The organism is Brachybacterium vulturis, assembly GCF_002407185.1.
In the GTDB taxonomy this organism is placed as follows: domain Bacteria; phylum Actinomycetota; class Actinomycetes; order Actinomycetales; family Dermabacteraceae; genus Brachybacterium; species Brachybacterium vulturis.
The window spans coordinates 1-17,156 of record NZ_CP023563.1 but is presented as its reverse complement, the minus strand read 5'-3'; the positions used below and the strand labels follow the sequence as shown (position 1 = coordinate 17,156).

14 protein-coding genes are annotated in these 17,156 nt (G+C 66.2%); 9 read left to right on the top strand and 5 right to left on the bottom strand.

Annotation, left to right across the window (positions count from 1 at the left end):
- Positions 1-35: 35 nt before the first annotated feature.
- From CFK38_RS00070 to CFK38_RS00060, 3 genes are all read right to left on the bottom strand, one after another.
- Entirely contained in the window at positions 36-1,094 is a 1,059-nt protein-coding gene (locus CFK38_RS00070; protein ID WP_096801232.1) for a LacI family DNA-binding transcriptional regulator, read from the bottom strand.
- Between the two features lie 122 nt (positions 1,095-1,216).
- The gene (locus CFK38_RS00065; RefSeq protein ID WP_096801231.1) at positions 1,217-1,657 is read right to left on the bottom strand and encodes a hypothetical protein; all 441 of its coding nucleotides are present in this window, start codon (positions 1,655-1,657) and stop codon (positions 1,217-1,219) included.
- Between the two features lie 70 nt (positions 1,658-1,727).
- The gene (locus CFK38_RS00060; protein ID WP_157773286.1) at positions 1,728-2,252 is read right to left on the bottom strand and encodes an NAD(P)/FAD-dependent oxidoreductase; all 525 of its coding nucleotides are present in this window, start codon (positions 2,250-2,252) and stop codon (positions 1,728-1,730) included.
- A gap of 487 nt (positions 2,253-2,739) precedes the next feature.
- Here CFK38_RS00060 and CFK38_RS00055 point away from each other — a divergent pair, with 487 nt between their 5' ends.
- The 5 genes from CFK38_RS00055 to CFK38_RS00035 all read left to right on the top strand — a co-directional run bounded on the left by CFK38_RS00055 (position 2,740) and on the right by CFK38_RS00035 (position 10,549).
- Positions 2,740-3,981, top strand: coding sequence for an ROK family transcriptional regulator (locus CFK38_RS00055; RefSeq protein ID WP_096801229.1), 1,242 nt, complete (start codon positions 2,740-2,742; stop codon positions 3,979-3,981).
- Between the two features lie 38 nt (positions 3,982-4,019).
- Positions 4,020-5,096 (top strand): extracellular solute-binding protein, encoded by a 1,077-nt coding sequence (locus tag CFK38_RS00050; RefSeq protein ID WP_096801228.1) that lies wholly within the window; start codon positions 4,020-4,022, stop codon positions 5,094-5,096.
- Positions 5,097-5,176: 80 nt separating this feature from the next.
- The gene (locus tag CFK38_RS00045; RefSeq protein ID WP_096801227.1) at positions 5,177-6,268 is read left to right on the top strand and encodes an ABC transporter ATP-binding protein; all 1,092 of its coding nucleotides are present in this window, start codon (positions 5,177-5,179) and stop codon (positions 6,266-6,268) included.
- Positions 6,265-8,022: an ABC transporter permease gene (locus CFK38_RS00040; RefSeq protein ID WP_096801226.1), complete on the top strand. Its 1,758-nt coding sequence runs from the start codon at positions 6,265-6,267 to the stop codon at positions 8,020-8,022. Before CFK38_RS00045 ends, CFK38_RS00040 begins: the two co-directional genes overlap by 4 nt.
- A gap of 16 nt (positions 8,023-8,038) precedes the next feature.
- A complete protein-coding gene (locus CFK38_RS00035; RefSeq protein ID WP_096801225.1) occupies positions 8,039-10,549 on the top strand; it encodes a PfkB family carbohydrate kinase in 2,511 nt (836 codons plus the stop codon).
- 103 nt (positions 10,550-10,652) lie between these two features.
- Here the strand turns inward: CFK38_RS00035 and CFK38_RS17440 are convergent, their stop codons facing one another.
- Positions 10,653-10,865, bottom strand: a complete 213-nt coding sequence (locus CFK38_RS17440; protein ID WP_245851159.1) for a helix-turn-helix domain-containing protein — start codon at positions 10,863-10,865, stop codon at positions 10,653-10,655.
- Positions 10,866-11,369: 504 nt separating this feature from the next.
- Here CFK38_RS17440 and CFK38_RS00025 point away from each other — a divergent pair.
- From CFK38_RS00025 to CFK38_RS00010, 4 genes are all read left to right on the top strand, one after another.
- Entirely contained in the window at positions 11,370-12,527 is a 1,158-nt protein-coding gene (locus tag CFK38_RS00025; RefSeq protein WP_157773285.1) for an ROK family transcriptional regulator, read from the top strand.
- A gap of 124 nt (positions 12,528-12,651) precedes the next feature.
- Positions 12,652-13,956 carry an extracellular solute-binding protein gene (locus CFK38_RS00020; protein ID WP_245851158.1) on the top strand — a complete coding sequence of 435 codons (1,305 nt, stop codon included), beginning with the start codon at positions 12,652-12,654 and terminating at the stop codon, positions 13,954-13,956.
- Between the two features lie 72 nt (positions 13,957-14,028).
- Positions 14,029-14,955, top strand: coding sequence for a carbohydrate ABC transporter permease (locus CFK38_RS00015; protein ID WP_096801223.1), 927 nt, complete (start codon positions 14,029-14,031; stop codon positions 14,953-14,955).
- Between the two features lie 5 nt (positions 14,956-14,960).
- Positions 14,961-15,887 (top strand): carbohydrate ABC transporter permease, encoded by a 927-nt coding sequence (locus tag CFK38_RS00010; RefSeq protein ID WP_096801222.1) that lies wholly within the window; start codon positions 14,961-14,963, stop codon positions 15,885-15,887.
- 164 nt (positions 15,888-16,051) lie between these two features.
- On the opposite strand, the gene CFK38_RS00005 is transcribed toward CFK38_RS00010, so the two are convergent.
- Complete coding sequence (locus CFK38_RS00005; RefSeq protein ID WP_096801221.1) at positions 16,052-17,074, bottom strand: LacI family DNA-binding transcriptional regulator; 1,023 nt, start codon at positions 17,072-17,074, stop codon at positions 16,052-16,054.
- Positions 17,075-17,156: the final 82 nt, after the last annotated feature.

Genomic DNA, 17,156 nt, shown 5'->3' with positions numbered 1-17,156 from the left:
AGGTAGGTCTGTGCAGTGGCGCCTCCATCGGGAGTTCAGGCGGTGATGTGGTCTGCTGACGGGCGCGGAGCGCGCCGCTCGGAGGGCGGCGCGGTGGAGTGGCGGATGACGAGGGGGGCGGCCTGCAGCGTCGGGCCGCTCGGGGAGCGGTCGTGCGTGCGGAAGGAGTCGTCGAGGAGGGTCCTCACCGCCCATTCGCCCATTTCTTCGTGGGGCAGGCGCACGGTCGTCAGCGGCGGGTCGACCAGGGTGGCCACCAGCTCGAGATTGTCGAAGCCCACGACTGACAGGTCATCGGGGATCGACAGCCCGCGACGGCGGGCGACGCGGTACACCCCGGTGGCCATCTCGTCGTTGAAGCACAGGACGGCGGTGGGGGAGGCCTGGTCCAGCAGCGTCGCGGCGCCCACGTCCGCGGTGTCCGGTGAATTCTTCGCGGTGACGACGAGCGCGGGATCAAGGTCCAGGCCGTGGCGCTCCAGGGCACGCTGATACCCCTGGAGCCGCAGTCTGGCGGCGAGGGAGTACGACACGTCTTCGTTGAGGAGCCCGATACGGCGATGTCCGAGATCGACGAGATGGCGGGTTGCGTCCTCGGCGCCCTGCGATTCATCGGGCACGATGGCGGGAACGCTCTGGTCGTCGCTGACCCCGTCGACGATGACCACGTTGTCCGGAAGGCCGGCGGGGAGGGTGACGTGCTGGTGCTCCATGCGGGCGTAGACGACGCTGTCGATGCCGTCGCGCCGCAGCTCCTTGATCGCCTCGATCTCGTCCGCGAGGTCGTCTCCGCTGTTGAGCATGAGCAGGGTGTGGCCGTACTGGCGAGCGGTGTCACTCGCGGCGCGGATGATCTTCACCGCGTGCCCCGTGGTGGCGATCCGGTCGGAGATGAAACCGACGGTCGGCGTGCGCTTGGTGCGCAGAGAGGCGGCATGCCCGTTGCTCACGTAGTTGAGCTCTGCTGCGGCGACACGGACTCGTTCCGCAGTCTCCTCGGACACGCGACCTTCGGCGAGGTCGCGGAGGACCATGGAGACGGTGGCCGTGGACACGTCGGCGCGCTCGGCGACGTCACGCAGGGTTGCTCGCATGTCGGACCTCCATTTCGGGACTGGTCGAAACAGTACGGGGGCGCCAAGGGTACGTCAAGCGATTAACGAAATCTGGCTCACGTTGCGGCGTCAGGGACGTCTGCTGACGCCCGAGGCGGGGGTCAGCGCCCGGTGCGCCGCACGGCGACGTGCACTTGGGGCTCTTCCCCCTGTCCCAACACCACGAGGAATGCGACGGAGCCCTCGACGCCCTCAGCGATGCGGTCGTCCTTCTTCTGCACCCCGGCGCCGAGCCGCTCGACCGCTGTCGCCATGTCATCTTTGAAAGCCTTGGACTCGATGCCGCTGGGGAAAATCTCCGAGACCCATGCCTCCACCTCAGAGCTGGTGCCGGAGAACGTCACCACATTGCTCCACACCTCGTCGCCCTCCAGCGGGACGTCGGCAGTGTCCGCGTCGAGCGCAGGTGCAGTGAATCCGGCTGCGGCGAGGATCTCTTCGGCGGTCATCGGGCTGTTCTCCGTATCGGTGGGGCCGCAGGTGTTGAGGAGCCCGCCGACTGCGGCAATCGTGGTGAGGTGAAGGAAGCGCCGTCTGCTCATGAGACGAGCCCTTCCGAATGCTGGGACGAGGGCTGTCCGACCAGGTTATTCGGCACTTGGGTGGGGCCGATCAGGGGCTTGCCGTCGGGCGCGACCGGGCGGATTCCCCCCAATCATCCTGACGATCATCCAGATCCATCCCGGTGAAGAGGCCGCGGGCCGCGGAGACGATTCCCTGGACCCGTCGGGGTCGGAACGGCTCGTCGGGGCCGAGGAAGTCCATCGTCCCGCCGATGCGGACGCGGCCCTGGTACGGGGTGCAGGCCAGTCGCTGGTGCGGGAAGTTGGAATGCTCCGTGGGTTGCTCGGTCGAGACGGAGAAGGAGTAGCCGCGCCCCGCCTGGACCAGGGTGCGCACTCCGAGCTTCTCCGCGAGGCGGGATAGCCAGGCGCCGGCGGCGATCACGGCGACGTCCGCGATGAGGAGCTCGCCGTTGGATAGCGAGATCAGTGGGCGCCGGATGGAGGAGATGTCGGTGACCTCCAACCCGGTGCGCAGGGTCGCGCCCCGCACGACGACCGCCTCGCCGAGGGACTGGGTGAAGGGGCAGGGCTCAGTGAACGGGTGCCCGTCCAGACGGAACGCCAGCTTCACCGAGTCCGAGAGCTGGGACCAGCGAGCAGGGACCCTCGAGCCGTTCGAAGGGGACCTCCTGGCCGTGCCGCGCGGCACCGCCGATCTCCCCCTGGAATCCGGTGGATTGCTCCTCGTTCTCGAAGGCAACGATGGCCGCGATACGCCCTCTGGGCGGGGCTCGGGGGCTCGGCGAGGGAAGGGTTCGCGACCGATCGACCACCGCGCGGTGAGCGTTCGTATCCCGCTCCGCAGCGCGGAGGGTTCGCTCTCTCGGAGTTCTGCAGACTGACCAGCAGTGATGTGCTTTCAGCTCGTAACGTTCCATGCCCGGAAAACTCCATCGAAGTGCGTCAGCTCATATTTCATCTTCCAAAGAAAGTCGGCGTGCACCCACGGCCACCGACGTGCGGCCACACAGGACACCAGTAGGTTCAGGATGGTCACGAAACCGAATCGGAGCCCGAGATCAGTTGCGGAGCCGCTTTCTACAGGCTATAAAGAAAGTATGTCGACGACGACCAGCACTGCGATGAACGGCGCTCAGGGGCTCCGACGCCTCGAGAGCGTCGTGAGCGCTCTGCTCGAGCACGGGACGATGTCGCGCACGGAGCTCGCCGAGATAACGGGCTGCTCGCAGTCATCGATGACCGGGTCGATCCGCACCCTGATTCGCTCCGGTCACGTCAGGGAGACCGGACGTGGACGGTCCACAGGTGGCCGTCGGCGCACGTTGCTCGAGTTCGATCGTCGCAGCGTGCTGCTCATGCTGCTGTCCGTGGACGCTGGGCACGTGGTCGCGCGCCAGGTCGATCTCGCCGCGACGGTCCACGCCCAGGTGCGTCGACGTCTCGACCCGCGAGAGCCGCTGAGCTCCGTCGCGAATGCCATCACTGCGCTGCAGGGCGTCTCGGAGTCACCGTCGAGCTGTGCGGTGATCTCGTTGCCCGGAGTCGTCTCTGCAGAGGGCGACGTCTCCCTCGCGCCGGCTCTGGGTGACCTGACGGCTCGCCGCGTTCAGGACGTCGTCGCCGAGACCTCCGGCCTGCACACCTTCGCGGAGAACGACGTCAACCTGCTCGCTCTGGGGGAGTCCATGGAGGGGGCGGCCAAGGACGGCGGCGACTTCGGCCTCATCTACATCGGCGACGGCATCGGGGGCGCGCTCGTCCTCGACGGGAACGTGCGGCGCGGTGCCACTGGGTCTGCGGGTGAGATCGGCTTCCTCCCGTGGAAGGGTGCAGTTGCTGAGCGCAACAGCGCTATCGGCCCTCTGGAGGCCGACTGGTCCGTGCCCGCGCTGTGCGCGAAGGCCGAGAAGATCGGCATCGATGCCGGAGACCAGCATGTGATCACCGCACTGGAGCAGAGCGCGACCGCAGAGGCGCAGCAGCTGCTCGAGGACGCTCTGGCGGCATGGGCGTACCCGGCCTTCGTGCTCACCTGCGTGGTCAACCCTGGCCGCATCGTCTTCGCCGGGGATGCCTCAGTGCTCTGCCCACAGTCGCGTGAGCGCCTGACCGCGCACGTGCTGGACGGATGCCCCTCGCCCGTGGAGATCTGCTTCGCCGAGCTCGGAGAAGGAGCGATCGTGAGCGGCGCGATCGCGCATCTGCACGGCGCGCCGTGGATCTTCCTGCCCGTCACGGACCATCGCTCAGAGCCGCCCGAGGGCTCTTCCCGTGCAACGGACTCGCCCTCCGCCCTGTCGGAGGACGGAGCGACCGATCAGCCGCTCCCCACCATCTGAACGCAGAACCCGGAATCACCGCTCAAAGGAGAGAACTCATGTTGAACCGACGCAAGTACCTGCAGGGAACCGCGCTCGTCGGGACCACCGCCGCGCTGGCCGCATGCGGCCTCGGCGCCGGAGGCGGCGGCGACAGCGGCTCGGATGGTGGCGCCGACGGAGGCCCTGCCCCGTTCACCATCTACACCGCCCGCGACAGCGAACTCGCAGACAAGGTCGTGGCCGATTTCGAGGCCGCCAATCCCGATTGGGAGGGCATGGCCACCATCCTCACGCTCGGTGCGCAGGAAGCTCTCGAGCGAGTCCGCGCGGAGAGCACCAACCCACAGGGCGACATCTGGTGGGGAGGAACCCGCCAGCAGCTCTCCCAGGGAGCGGCCGACGGTGTTCTCGCCCCGGCTCCGCAGGAGGTCATCGACGCGATCCCGGAGAACTATCGCGACCCCGAGGGGCTGTGGATCGGCGAGATGCTGCTGGCCGAGCTGTTCCTGATCAACACCGACATGATCAGCGGTGACGAGGTCCCAGCAGACTGGGACGACCTGCTCGAGGAGCAGTACGCCGGCAACATCGTGATCCGTGACGTCGAGGCGTCCGGGACTATGCGCGCGATCTACTGCTCCATGATCGACCGTCTCTACGACCAGGAGGGCTCCCCGGAGCCCGGGTATGAGTGGCTCACGAGGCTTGACGTCAACACCGCCACGTACGCGGCCAACCCCACGGACATGTACCAGCGCGTCAGCCGTGAGGAAGCGGCGATCTCCCTGTGGAACCTGCAGGACATCATGCTGCAGAAGCACGGCGACTTCCCCATGTTCGATGCCGTGGTTCCCGCCTCGGGCGCCCCGATGCTGGTCGACGGCCTCGCGAAGATCAAGGATGGCCCGAACGGAGCCGGTGCGGATGCGTTCATCAGCTACCTGATGAGCTCCGAGGTGCAGACCTCGATGGCCGAGGAGTACTTCCAGATCCCCTCGATCGAACTCGACGCGGAACCGGACTGGCTCGCCGACCTCGGACTCAAGGAACTGGAGGTCGACTGGGACCGCATCGCCGAGAACGAAGAGGAGTGGATCGGGCACTGGGCCAGCAACATCAAGGGCAAGGGCTGATCCACGTCATCTGACCACGTGGGGCCCGCCAGATCTGGCGGGTCCCACCACCTCACCACGCCTCGTCTATGGAGGAGCACATGAACTCAGTCGATCTCGAGCACGTCACCAAGAACTACGGCGGGGCCACGCCGTCCGTTGATGACGTCTCCCTGACTGTCGGGGACGGTGAGTTCTTCACCTTGCTGGGCCCCTCCGGCTGCGGCAAGTCGACCACCCTGCGCATGATCGCGGGCTTCATCAACCCCACCTCGGGCCGGATCCGCTTCGGTGAGCGCGAGATCACCAACCTGCCGCCGCACAAGCGGGACACCGGCATGGTGTTCCAGAACTACGCACTGTTCCCGCACATGGATGTCACCGGCAACGTCGCCTACGGCCTCTCGATGCGCCGGGTCGCCAAGGCCGACAAGCGCACCCGGGTGTCTGAAGCCCTCGAGATCGTGGGACTGCAGGGATACGCCGACCGGAGGATCGATCAGCTCTCCGGTGGCCAGCAGCAGCGAGTCGCGCTGGCCCGCGCGCTGGTGATCCAGCCATCGGTGCTCCTGCTCGACGAGCCGCTGTCGAACCTGGATGCGAAGCTGCGCGAGGAGACCCGCGCCCAGATCCGCCAGATCCAGAAGCGAGCCGGGACCACCAGCGTGTACGTGACGCATGACCAGTCAGAGGCGATGGCGATGTCTGACCGCATCGCCGTCATGGAGTCCGGTGTGCTCCACCAGGTCGGGACCCCCCGCGAGATCTACCGTCGCCCCACCACAAGCTTCGTCGCCCGATTCATCGGCCGCTCGAATGTCCTGCCGGGGACTGTCGACGACGTCGAGGACGCTCGGATCGCCGTTCGTCTCGATGGCGGTGACGTGATGCACGCCCCCATCGCTGAGGGAGCGCTGTCGGGCCAGGTCGCTGCCGGTGACCAGATCGCGCTGTCGCTGCGACCCGAGACCATGCGCATCGAGCCGGTCCCCACCGGTTCCGGCACCGAGGTCGATGCGCTCCGGGCGACGGTGAGGATGACCGAGTTCACCGGCTCCAGCTGCGTCGTCTGGCTGCGCTACGGCGACGAGGACCTGCTGGCCACCATCGCTGATACCGACGACCTTCCGCACGACGGCGATGAGGTCCTGCTGCGCCCGGATACGGGGCGGGCCTGGGTGGTGGCCCCGTGACCCTGACCGCTCGACCCGCCGCGGCCACGGTCCGCTCCGCGCGTCGGAACCGTTCGCAGCTGACGGCCTCGGACCGCTTCGTCTACGTACTGGCGGCGCCTCTGGTGCTGATCCTGCTGGTCTACATCGTCTTCCCGATGATCGCTACGGTCCTCACCTCGTTCGAGAACGGCGGATCGGTCTACACCAGCTTCCTGTCCGGCACCTCACGCAGCGCCCTCGGGCTCTCGGTCGGGATCTCCCTGGCGTCCGTGCTGACCGCAGGCGTGGTCGGGACGGGCCTGGCGGTCCTGCTGACGCGGTTCGACTTCCCCGGCCGTTCGGTGCTGAAGGTCTTCGCGCTGCTGCCGCTGGCGCTGCCGCCCCTGATCGGCGCGATGTCGTTCTACTACCTCTACGGCACCAGTGGCATCGTCCCCCGCCTGCTGGAGGTGGTCACGGGACTGCCGGCCGCGAGCATGGCTTTCGATGGGATCGCCGGCGTCATGCTCGTGCACACGCTGACGATGTATCCCTATTTCTACCTCGCCGTCAGCGCAGGCCTGTCCGGCAGCGACGCCTCCCTCGAGGAGGCGGCGATGAATCTCGGTGCCGGGCGCATGACGATGTGGCGCACAGTGCTGCTGCCGATGCTCACCCCGGCGCTGGTCTCCGGCGCCCTGTTGACCTTCATGGTGTCGATGGCGTCGTTCACGGCACCGCAGTTCTACAACGTCAACACCATGACCATGCGGATCGTGGCCGCGAAGACCTCCGGTGCCTATGACCTGGCCGCCGCGCTCTCCACCGTCCTGTCGGTGGTCTCGATCCTGTTCCTGCTGCTGATGCGCTGGTACCAGAACCGCCGCCTCACCCGCTCGATGTCCAAGGGCACGCCGCAGGCCGTGCGGGTGGTGCACGGCATCATGCCCAGGATCGGGGCAGCGGTTGGCTCTGCCGTGATCGTGGCGATCCTCGCGGCACCCGTCGCCTCGATCGTGCTGCTGGCCTTCACGGTCAACGGAACCTGGACCACACAGATCATCCCGCCCGAGTACACCCTGCAGAACTTCGTCGACATCTTCACCGAGCCGCGGAGCCTGCGACCGCTGCTGGTGTCCTCGCAGATGTCCGCAGTGGCCATGGCGGCCTCGATCGTCGTGGGTGTGCTGACCGCCTGGGTGATCGCCCGCTGGAAGGGCAAAGGCGCGGGCATCCTGGACCTCATGATCATGCTGCCGTGGGCATTGCCCGGCACCGTGGTCGGCATCAACATCGTCACGGCCTTCGCCTCGCCCACCCCGTTCAACCTCGGCCAGGTGTTCATCGGCTCGCTGTGGATTCTGCCGCTCGCGTACTTCATCCGCTTCGTGCCGTTGGTCTTCCGCAACGCCGCCGCCTCGCTGGCACAGATCGACCCCTCGGTGGAGGAGGCTGCCCAGAACTTGGGCGCCGGCCCCTTCCGCACCCTGCGCACGATCACCCTGCCGCTGATGGCGCGCGGCGTGATCGCCGGCGCCCTGCTGGCGTTCGTGCACGGCTTCGGCGAGTACGTGGCCTCGGTGGTCATCTACCCGGCGCGCTTCGTGCCGCTGTCGGTCGAGATCTACAACCGCCAGTACGCCAATGACCTGGGATCCGCCTTCGCCTACGGTTCGCTGCAGGTCCTCGCGATCCTGATCGTCCTGATCGTCTCGGAGATCCTCGAGAAGCCAGGGCGATTCCGTCGGCGTCGGCCCGCCGCCGACAACACCATCACCACCCCCGTCGCGTGAGAGGAGCCCCCTGTTGATGCAGGAGCGCACCACAGATGACCGGAACCCTTCGGCAGCTGGAAACGAGAAGAGCACCCGCCCGGACGAAAGATCCCGTCGCCTCCCGCTGCGGGAACGCGAGGACCTGTCGATCTACTGGGACAACCATCTACGGGTCGCGTTCGAGCAGTCCGCACCCCATGACCTGCCCGCCATGGTCGAGGCGTCCCTCGCACATGTGATCATGCTGCGCGAGACGGGAGCACTTGCCGAGCAGCGCGCCGACGCTCTCCTGGCGGGGCTGCTCACGCTGTGGCGCCGGTGGGGAGATGCGGGCCCGGGAGAGGGCTGGGCGCCGCGTGTGAGCTCGCACCCCTTCGACGGCTCCGTGGAGGACCCGTACTACTATCTCGAGCAGCAGCTCGCCGCCGCCTGCGGAATCAGTACGGCGGAGCTCGACGTGCAGCTGGCCCGCAGCCGCAACGACCTCGACGCCGGCGTGTTCCGTATGATTCTGCGCCGTGGCATCCTCGATCTCGCCGAATTGCTGCTGCAGACCGTCCGCGACCTCACCGGGACCGCCTCACGGAACGCCGAGGCCGTGCTGATCGGACACACGCACCGCCGGCCCGCGCAGCCCACCACGATCGCCCATGTCCTGTCGGGCCTCGCCGAAGCGATGCTCTCGCAGGCCGATGAGCTGCTGTCCGTCTACGACGAGATGAACGTGTCCCCGCTCGGCTCGGCAGCTTTCACCGGCACCGACATCGAGATAGACGCGAACCGCGTCGCAGCGCTGCTGGGCTTCGACCGCTCATTCACCGCCTCGTACGAGGCCGTCGCCGGGGCGGAGCACTTCATGCGCCTGGCCGCGCTGCACGGCCGCATCGGTGCCACCGGGGCGCGCTGGGCGCGAGTGCTGCAGGAGTGGATGAACCTGGGCTGGGTGCGGATGCCCTCTGAGTTCACCCAGGGCTCCTCGATCATGCCGCAGAAGAAGAATCCCGTGGTCCTCGAGCACCTGGTCTCGATGTCTGGTGCCGCCAGCGGTGAGATGACCTCGATCTTCACCACCATCGCCGCCGGTTGGTACGAGGACTCCAACAATGCCACCACCGATGTGCAGAAGCACCTGTGGACCTCCACGGACCGCATGCTGCGCGTGGTGCGGCTGCTCGACGGGCTCAGCCTCGAGATCGCACCGGAGCAGCTGCCCACCGACGAGGAGATCGTGCGCTCCGGCGCCACCACCACCGCAGTCGCCGAGGCTCTCGCCACCCGCGCCGTCCCGTGGCGCGGCGCGCATGACGTGGTGGGCACTCTGTTCCGCCAGGGTGACCCCACCACCTGGACCGCGCAGCAGGTCGACGCGGCCCTCGCCGACGCCGGGATCGAGGACTCGGGACCGCTGCGCGAGCTCGTGCTCTCCTCCGGTCGCGACCCGCGACGCATCCTGGACCGTGAGCAGCCCGGCTCGCCGGGGCGCGGCCCGATCGCCATCGCCCTGCGAGAGGCCGACGATCGGGCGGCCGACCTCGCCGGATCCTTCGCCCAGCGCCGCCAGGGATTGGAGGATGCACGGGAGAACCTGCTGCGGACGGCCACGGACCTCGCCGGCCCCACTGCTGTCGCACACGCGCTCAGCGTGATCGGCAATGCGAATCTCGATATCATCGTGCACCGTGCCCGCTCGTTCCCCCCGGCCGGCACGGAGCAGATCGTGCCGACCATCGAGGTGCGCCTCGGAGGCTCTGCCGCGATCGCTGCACAGCGTGCCGCGCAGCTCGGTCTGCCCACCCGCCTGGTCGCCAAGGTCGGCGACGATCCGACGGGACAGATGGTCCGCGACCTCGCGGGCGCCGATGGGCTGGACCTCGACCTGATCACGGACGATGCTCACGACTCGGGGCTCACCGTGGTCGCAGAGGACCAGGACCACGAGCGGTCCTTCCTCTCCTCGCTCGGCGCGATGGGACGGCTCGTCCCGGAGGACGTCCCTGCGGAAGCGCTCGAGGCACGGTTCGTGCTGTTCAGCGGGTACTTCCTGTTGCCCGGCCTGCAGGGCGCAGCCACCGGCAGGCTCTTGAGCGAGGCCCGCAGCCACGGCGCGGTCACCGCGGTGGACACCGGCCATCCCGACGGCGGCTGGAGCGAGCAGAAGCGGCGCGAACTCATGGAGCACGTGCTGCCGCACACCGATCTCTTCCTGCCCAACGAGAGCGAGCTGATCGGTCTCGCCGGCATCGACGACGTCGAGCGAGCGGCGCAGCATCTCGCCGCCCGCAGCGGGGTGACCGTGGTCGCCAAGCTCGCGGCCGACGGTGCCCTGCTGTGCACGGACGGCCACATCATCAGGGCCGACGCGCCGCAGGTCGAGGCCGTGGACACCACCGGTGCCGGCGACTCGTTCAATGCGGCGTTCCTGGCGGCGCTGCACCGCGGGCAGAGCAACGAGGCGGCTCTGGCCGTGGCAGTGACGACGGCGAGCGAGCTCATCGCTACAGCGCCGGGTGCGCGGGCCGAGCTGCTGCGGGGCGTCACTCCGTAGCGTGACCTCGTGGTCTCTCCTCGATGCTGCGGTGCCTTCGCCGGCCTCGCTGTCCTCGACGCCATTCACGGCTGCGACGGCGCGTTCGATCACCGGGAACAGCTCACCGTCCCTGTCGCCGATACTCCCGAGGCGTCATCCTGCAGACCGTGCTCATGTGGTCGTAGAAGCTGCTGAGCGAGCTGACCCCTGCGGCGTCCGCGATCTCGGTGACCTTCAGCGAGGTGGTCAGAAGCAGTCGCTGCGCCTCGGCGACCCGGCACATCGTCACGTAGTCGCCGAGAGTCACCCCGGCGGTGCGGCGGAACACTGTCATCGAGTGCGAGGGGCCAGGGGCACGGAGGCGGCAATATCCCCAACGGTGACGGGGGAGCGGTGGTGCTCGCGCACGTACTGAGCCATAGTGCTGACCTGACGCAGCCGGGCGGCGGGCACCCCGGCCCCAGCGTCCGGCCATGTGGGCGACGCGCCGGGCAAGGTCCAAGCGTGGGTGATGAGCAGCTGGACGCTGAGCAGGGGCGCAGTCTGCGCCTCCGCCAGCTCCCAGGGGAGGAACATGCTGAAGGGCACCTGCACCCAGCACATATCCCCCGTGCGGGAGTCGACGAGGCCGTGCGGCTGCGCGGCCCAGAACACGGCGATCTCGCCTTCTCGAATCGTCAGCGGCTGCCCGCCAAGGAGATCGTGCAGCTGCCCGCGAGAACGTCCATGATCGAATCCCCATACGTCTGTCACGTAGCTTGACACTGCGTGTGTAGGATCGTGCTCATCGACGATGGCGCGCCGACACTCTCGGCCGTACGCACTGACTAGGGGAGCCATGTTGAGCAGCAGCAAGGAAAGAGCACTGGCCACGCTCATCTCGCAGGGCCCGATGCACAGGGCGGACCTCGCCCGCGCGCTCGAGGTCTCCCGCACCACCGTCACGAACGTGACGCAGGAACTGCTGGCGGACGGGATGCTCGACTCCGATCAGGGCACGGCGTTGAGGTCCAAGCTCTGGATCACCCATGCGGCCGGTGTGATCGTGTCCGTGGTGTGTCGCCTGCGAAGCACCGTCGTCGCCGTCAGCTCCCTGGACGGCCGGACGACTGCCCTGCGAAGCGCCACACAGGAACCGTACGATCTCGGAGGCCACCGGCTCACGACGGCGACCCACCTCATCGAAGAGTTGCTGGCACAGATCGGTAACCCACCCGTTCTTGCAGGGCACGTCGCCGTCAACACCCAGATCGATGTCCTGACCGGCGAGATCGTCGGTGGTAGGGCATCCAAGCGATGGACCGGGTTCAACCCCCGAACGACCATGGAGGGCGCACTGGGCGCCCCCGTCGCCATCGAGAACACATCTCGCCTGCTCGCCCTGGCCGAACACCACATGCACTCGAATGGCCAGGCGCACAATCTTATCTACGTGCACCTATCGCACGGCATCACCATGGGCCAGATCCTTCACGGAACAATCGTCCAGGGGAGCCACGGCGGCGCCGGTGAGCTGGGACATATGAGCATCGACCTCGAGGGGCTCCCCTGTGAATGCGGCAACCGCGGCTGCCTCATGCAGTACGTGGACGAACAGGTGGTGAGCACTCGCGCAAGCGCGATCCTCGGGGCAGACGCCACCGTTGACGATCTCGTGGCCTCGGCGAACGACGGCTCCCGCGCTTGTCGCAGCTTGATCGCCGACATCGGGGGCCTGCTCGGAAAGGCACTGGTGGGTGTCTGCCACCTCCTGGACCCGGACGTCATCGTGCTGGGCGGCGAACTGGCCCGAGCTGGCGACCTCCTCATCGATCCAGTGCGGCAGAATCTTCACCAGCGCGCTCTCCCGCTCAATGCACGCGGCCTGAGCGTGACAGCGGCATCAGCCTCCCTGTCTGAGACGGACGTCGCCAGCGCCGGTTTTCACATCCTGCGCTCGGATCCGCACCACGTCTCGCGGATGCTTCACGCCATCAGCGATCGTGTCGAAACCTGACAGCGGACAGGCTGTGTCGACCCGCATCCGCCTCTCTGTCACTCCACTTGACACTCTTGGTGATTCCGTACACACTTGCGTCAGTTGTGCAAGGTTGCACCACGTTCCTTGATAGGAGACTGCGATGCCATTCACGCCCACACGACGTGGACTACTCTCGATGTCCGCCATAGCTGCCACTGGCTCCGCCCTCGGGCTCTCAGCATGCAGCGGCGACTCCAAGAAGCGCGCCGAGAATGTCGACCCTGCTGACATCACAGGTGAGAACGTTCGCGTGTGGTTCATGGAGGGGTCGATCTCCGATGCCGCCATCGAGCACCTCGAGACGACTTTCGCCGCGGAGAACGAAGGCAACACGTGCACGGTAGAGATCCAGCCCTGGGACGGCATCGTTTCCAAGCAGCAGACCTCCCTGGCGTCCGAGTCTGAGAGCCCAGATCTGGTAGAGACCGGGAACACGCAGTCCTCCGTCTTCACCAGCGTCGGCGCGTTTGCCGCGCTCGATGACATCTACGAAGACCTCGGGGGCGACGACCTCATTCAGAGCTTCGTCGACGCCGGGCGCTGGGACGGCGAGCTGTTCGCCGTTCCGCTCTACGCAGGGGCCCGCGGAGTGTTTTACCGCAAGGATCTCTTCGAGGCCGCCAACATCCCCGAGCCCAAGACACTTGACGAGTTCGCCGAGGCTGTCATCGCTGTCGGCAACGCCAATCCGGAGGACGTCCCCGACTTCTCGGGCATGTACCTGGCCGCAGTGGATTCCCATGCCGTGGACTCACTCCTTTTCGCGGGGGGCGGCTCGTGGGCGGTCAAGGATGGGGGCACGTGGAACGAAATGTTGACGGACCCGGCGAGCATCGATTCACTTGACCGCATCCAGCGAATCTTCGAAGACGGCACGAACTATGAACTCGATTCGCAGGCCTCGCAGAAAGCGTTCGAGAAGTATTTCAACGAGCACAAGGTGGGCGTTCTCGTAGCCACCGGCAACATCGGTGCGAAGATCGACCCGGTCTTGTGGGAGGAGGACAAGGTCGCCGTCATGCCCATTCCGAGTAATGTCGAGGGTGAGGTGGGCGAAACTTTCGCGGGCGGCTCCAATATTTCTCTCGCTGCAAACGCGAAGAATCCGGCACTTGCGAAGCAAGCGTTGCGCATAATTTTCGGCGAGAAGTTCCAGAAGCTCATGGGCGACGATGGTTGGGTGCCGGGAAATACGAAGTATGGCGATAGCGTCAGTGGACCGTTCGGCAAGATTTCCGGGAAGATCGTTGAAAACTCGAAGCTTACCCCGAACAGTCCACAGTGGGGTGCGGCGGCAGATAGCTTCGTACGCAACTTCTACACGACGATTGCTCAGGGTGGTGACGTCAACTCATCCGCCGCTGACTATGGGCAGAAGATCGAGGACATTCTCAACGAGGAGTGACGTATCCCGATGCTCTGGCCGTGGCCCGCACGCAGGCGGGAGATGGTGTGCCACCGTCTGAAAGGAAAACCTATGCCTGTTGAAGCCCGCTCGCGGCGACCGGCTCTCTCTCACCGGCTCGCCCCCTACATCCTTCTCTTGCCAGCTGTGGCGCTGGTCCTGGTGGCACAGGGGTACCCGATGCTGCGCCAGCTGGTCATGTCCTTCCAAGAGTTCGGTCTCGCGCAACAATTCGGACAACCCGCCGAGTGGGTGTGGTTGGACAACTACGCTGCCATTATCTCCGATCCGTACTTTTGGACCGTTCTTCTCAAGTCTCTCGCATTCTGTCTCTGGACTGCCGGTTTCACGATGGTCATCGGGCTCGGGATCGCCCTGTTGATGCGGGCGGCTTCGTCGTTCGCGAGCGTGGTGATGAACGTCGTGCTCATCGTTGTGTGGGCCATGCCGCTCATCGCCGCGCTCACCGTGTGGCAGTGGCTCATCGATCCGAACTTCGGACTGGTCAATTATCTTCTCACAGGTATGGGGCTGAGCCAGTTCGAAGGATTCTCGTGGCTGGCCAGTAGCTACTGGACTTTCTTTATTGTCGCGTCCGCCGTCATTGTTTGGGCTTCGATACCGCTGGTGACTATTTCGATATTCGCCGCCCTGACGCAGGTTGATGACGCCCAGATCGAAGCCGCTGAGCTCGATGGTGCAGGTTATCTGAAGCGACTCCAGCACGTGATTTTCCCGACGGTCGCGCCAGTAGTCTCTCTGATGGCGGTGCTCCAGATCATCTGGGATCTCCGTGTATTCACGCAGATCCATGTCCTGCAGCAGTCCGGCGGAATCTCGACGGAGACAAACCTGCTGGGCACGTACGTCTACCAGGTGGGTATATCGCAGGGTGATTACGGCGTTGCCTCTGCACTGGCCATGATCATCTTGCTGGTGACCCTGATCATCACCAGCAAATACATCCACATGCTGTGGACGCGAGGGGAAATCCAGTGACAGATATGACAAGCGCCACCGTTGCCTCGGCCGCCAACTCTCCCAACGCTGCGAATCGGGAGCCGCTGGCCGAGACGGAGACCTTTCGGCGACGCCGAGGTCGTCGGCGCGGCAAGCCTCATCCGCTCGTCAACGTAGCGCTCGTAGTGATCGCGCTGGTGTGGTTCCTTCCGGTCTATTGGATGGTGAATTCGGCTCTTCAGCCCGAAGAGGATCTGCTTGCAAGTCCACCTCATCTAGTTCCCGAAACACTGACCATGGAGAATTTTCGTGGAGTGCTGACGGACCCTTCGTTCTGGTCTGCGATGGCAACGTCGATGGTCGCCGCGTTCATCACGGTCATCGTGACGACGTTCGGCGCGCTTTTGGCGGCTCTGGCATTGGCGCGCTTCGGATTTCTTGGACGTAAATCCCTGATCGTTGCGGTGCTCGTCGTCCAGATGATTCCCGCGGAAGCACTCTTCATCTCTCAGTATCGAATGCTCGACGGATGGAGCTTGCTGAACTCCGTTTTTGGGCTGTCCCTGCTTTATATCGGCGGCGTCCTCCCTTTCGTGGTGTGGATGATGCGCGGTTTTGTGGGAGGGATACCCCAGGAATTAGAGCAGGCCGCCATGGTGGACGGCTGCTCGCGCCTCAAGGCGTTTATGAAGGTCACCCTGCCGCTGCTCGCCCCTGGCATCGTCTCCACCAGCGTGTTCGCTTTCTTGCATTCTTGGAACGAGTACACCCTCGCGCTGGTCATGCTGTCCCGGAATACGTCCGTGACTCTTCCGCTCTGGCTTCAGTCATTCCAGCAGGGACTGCGCGGCTCGGACTGGGGTGGGGTGATGGCCGGCTCCGTGCTGATCGCACTGCCCGTCATGATTCTCTTCGCATTGGTGCAGAATCGAATGGCAACAGGTATGGCTTCAGGTGCGATCAAGGGTTGAGTGATGCAGCGGTCGCGCTGAGTGCTGAGCTGTAAGGTCGCCGCCCTTCGCTTCGGAGGGTGCCGGCGCAGGTGTCGTGAAAGCATGTCGCAGCGCCACGCATCGTCCGCCCCAAGGCGTGCACTGGATGTCGTGCGCGGCGTTGGCCCCGCACTCACCCCGTTCTACGCCGACGCCCGCCGCCGCAGCTCCATCGGCAGCACCTCGGTGCGCGGCGCACCACCCTCCAGCAACTCCTTCAGCAGTCCCACCGCGACCTCGCCCTCGCTGACCATGGGCTGGGCGACCGTGGTCAGCGGGGGAGTGGACCGCGCCGCCAACGGGTGGTCGTCGAAGCCGATCACGGAGACGTCCTCGGGAACGCGCAATCCGGCCTCCTGGAGCGCCTCCAGGGCTCCGACGGCGATGCGGTCCGAGGCGCACAGCAGCGCATCCACCTCCTTCCCGGTGGCCAGGACCTGGGTGGCGGCCTCATGCCCGGAGCGCTCGTCCCACTCGCCGAAGCGCACGCGCTCCTCGGGGAGCAGTTCCCCCAGTACCGCGCGGTAGCCGGCGAGCCGGTCCATGTTGGCGGGGTTCTCCCGGGGGCCGAGAAGGGCGACGGGATGCTCGCGTCCGCGCTCGGCGAGGCGGGTGGCGGCGAGTCGGGCCCCGATCTCGTCGTCCGCGTACACGGTGGAGAACTGGCCGGCGTACGGGTCGCCGGGCAGGCGCCCGCACAGCACGGTGGGGGTGCGCATGGTGGAGAGGTGCTCCAGCAGCACGGTGTCCACGTACGGGGTGAGGTGGATGATCCCGTCGACCACGCCCTGCTCGAGCAGACTGCGCACTTTGGTCTGTTCATTCGGGGACGAGGCCTGCAGCAGCAGCGGAGTCATCGGCGTGGAGGACAGCGCGCTGTAGGTGCCGCCGAGGATCGAGGCGAAGGTCGGGTCGGTCCACATGTCCTGGAACGGCTCGGTGACCAGCAGCGCCACCGCGTCGGAGCGGCCGGTGGCGAGGCTGCGCGCCTGGTAGGAGACGACATAGCCGGCGCGCTGCATGGCGTCCTCGACCTGGGTGCGGGTCTCGTCAGTGACGAGATCGGAGCCGTTGAGCACGCGCGAGACCGTGGTCTTGGAGACGCCGGCCAGGCGCGCGACGTCCCTCATCGTGGCGCGGGTGCGCGCTGGATCGTGCTGGGTCACCTCGTGGAACTCCCCTCTGAGCCGTTGCCGCGACGAGCCCGAGTCCGAGCCTCGGCGTAGCCACCATTGTCTGTGATCCGCC

Bases quoted from the DNA above. Each gene is read 5' to 3' on its own strand.
- CFK38_RS00070 (WP_096801232.1), bottom strand. From the start codon at position 1,094: ATGCGAGCAACCCTGCGTGACGTCGCCGAGCGCGCCGACGTGTCCACG.
- CFK38_RS00065 (WP_096801231.1), bottom strand. From the start codon at position 1,657: ATGAGCAGACGGCGCTTCCTTCACCTCACCACGATTGCCGCAGTCGGC.
- CFK38_RS00055 (WP_096801229.1), top strand. From the start codon at position 2,740: ATGTCGACGACGACCAGCACTGCGATGAACGGCGCTCAGGGGCTCCGA.
- CFK38_RS00050 (WP_096801228.1), top strand. From the start codon at position 4,020: ATGTTGAACCGACGCAAGTACCTGCAGGGAACCGCGCTCGTCGGGACC.
- CFK38_RS00045 (WP_096801227.1), top strand. From the start codon at position 5,177: ATGAACTCAGTCGATCTCGAGCACGTCACCAAGAACTACGGCGGGGCC.
- CFK38_RS00035 (WP_096801225.1), top strand. From the start codon at position 8,039: ATGCAGGAGCGCACCACAGATGACCGGAACCCTTCGGCAGCTGGAAAC.
- CFK38_RS17440 (WP_245851159.1), bottom strand. From the start codon at position 10,865: ATGACAGTGTTCCGCCGCACCGCCGGGGTGACTCTCGGCGACTACGTG.
- CFK38_RS00025 (WP_157773285.1), top strand. From the start codon at position 11,370: ATGTTGAGCAGCAGCAAGGAAAGAGCACTGGCCACGCTCATCTCGCAG.
- CFK38_RS00020 (WP_245851158.1), top strand. From the start codon at position 12,652: ATGCCATTCACGCCCACACGACGTGGACTACTCTCGATGTCCGCCATA.
- CFK38_RS00015 (WP_096801223.1), top strand. From the start codon at position 14,029: ATGCCTGTTGAAGCCCGCTCGCGGCGACCGGCTCTCTCTCACCGGCTC.
- CFK38_RS00010 (WP_096801222.1), top strand. From the start codon at position 14,961: ATGACAAGCGCCACCGTTGCCTCGGCCGCCAACTCTCCCAACGCTGCG.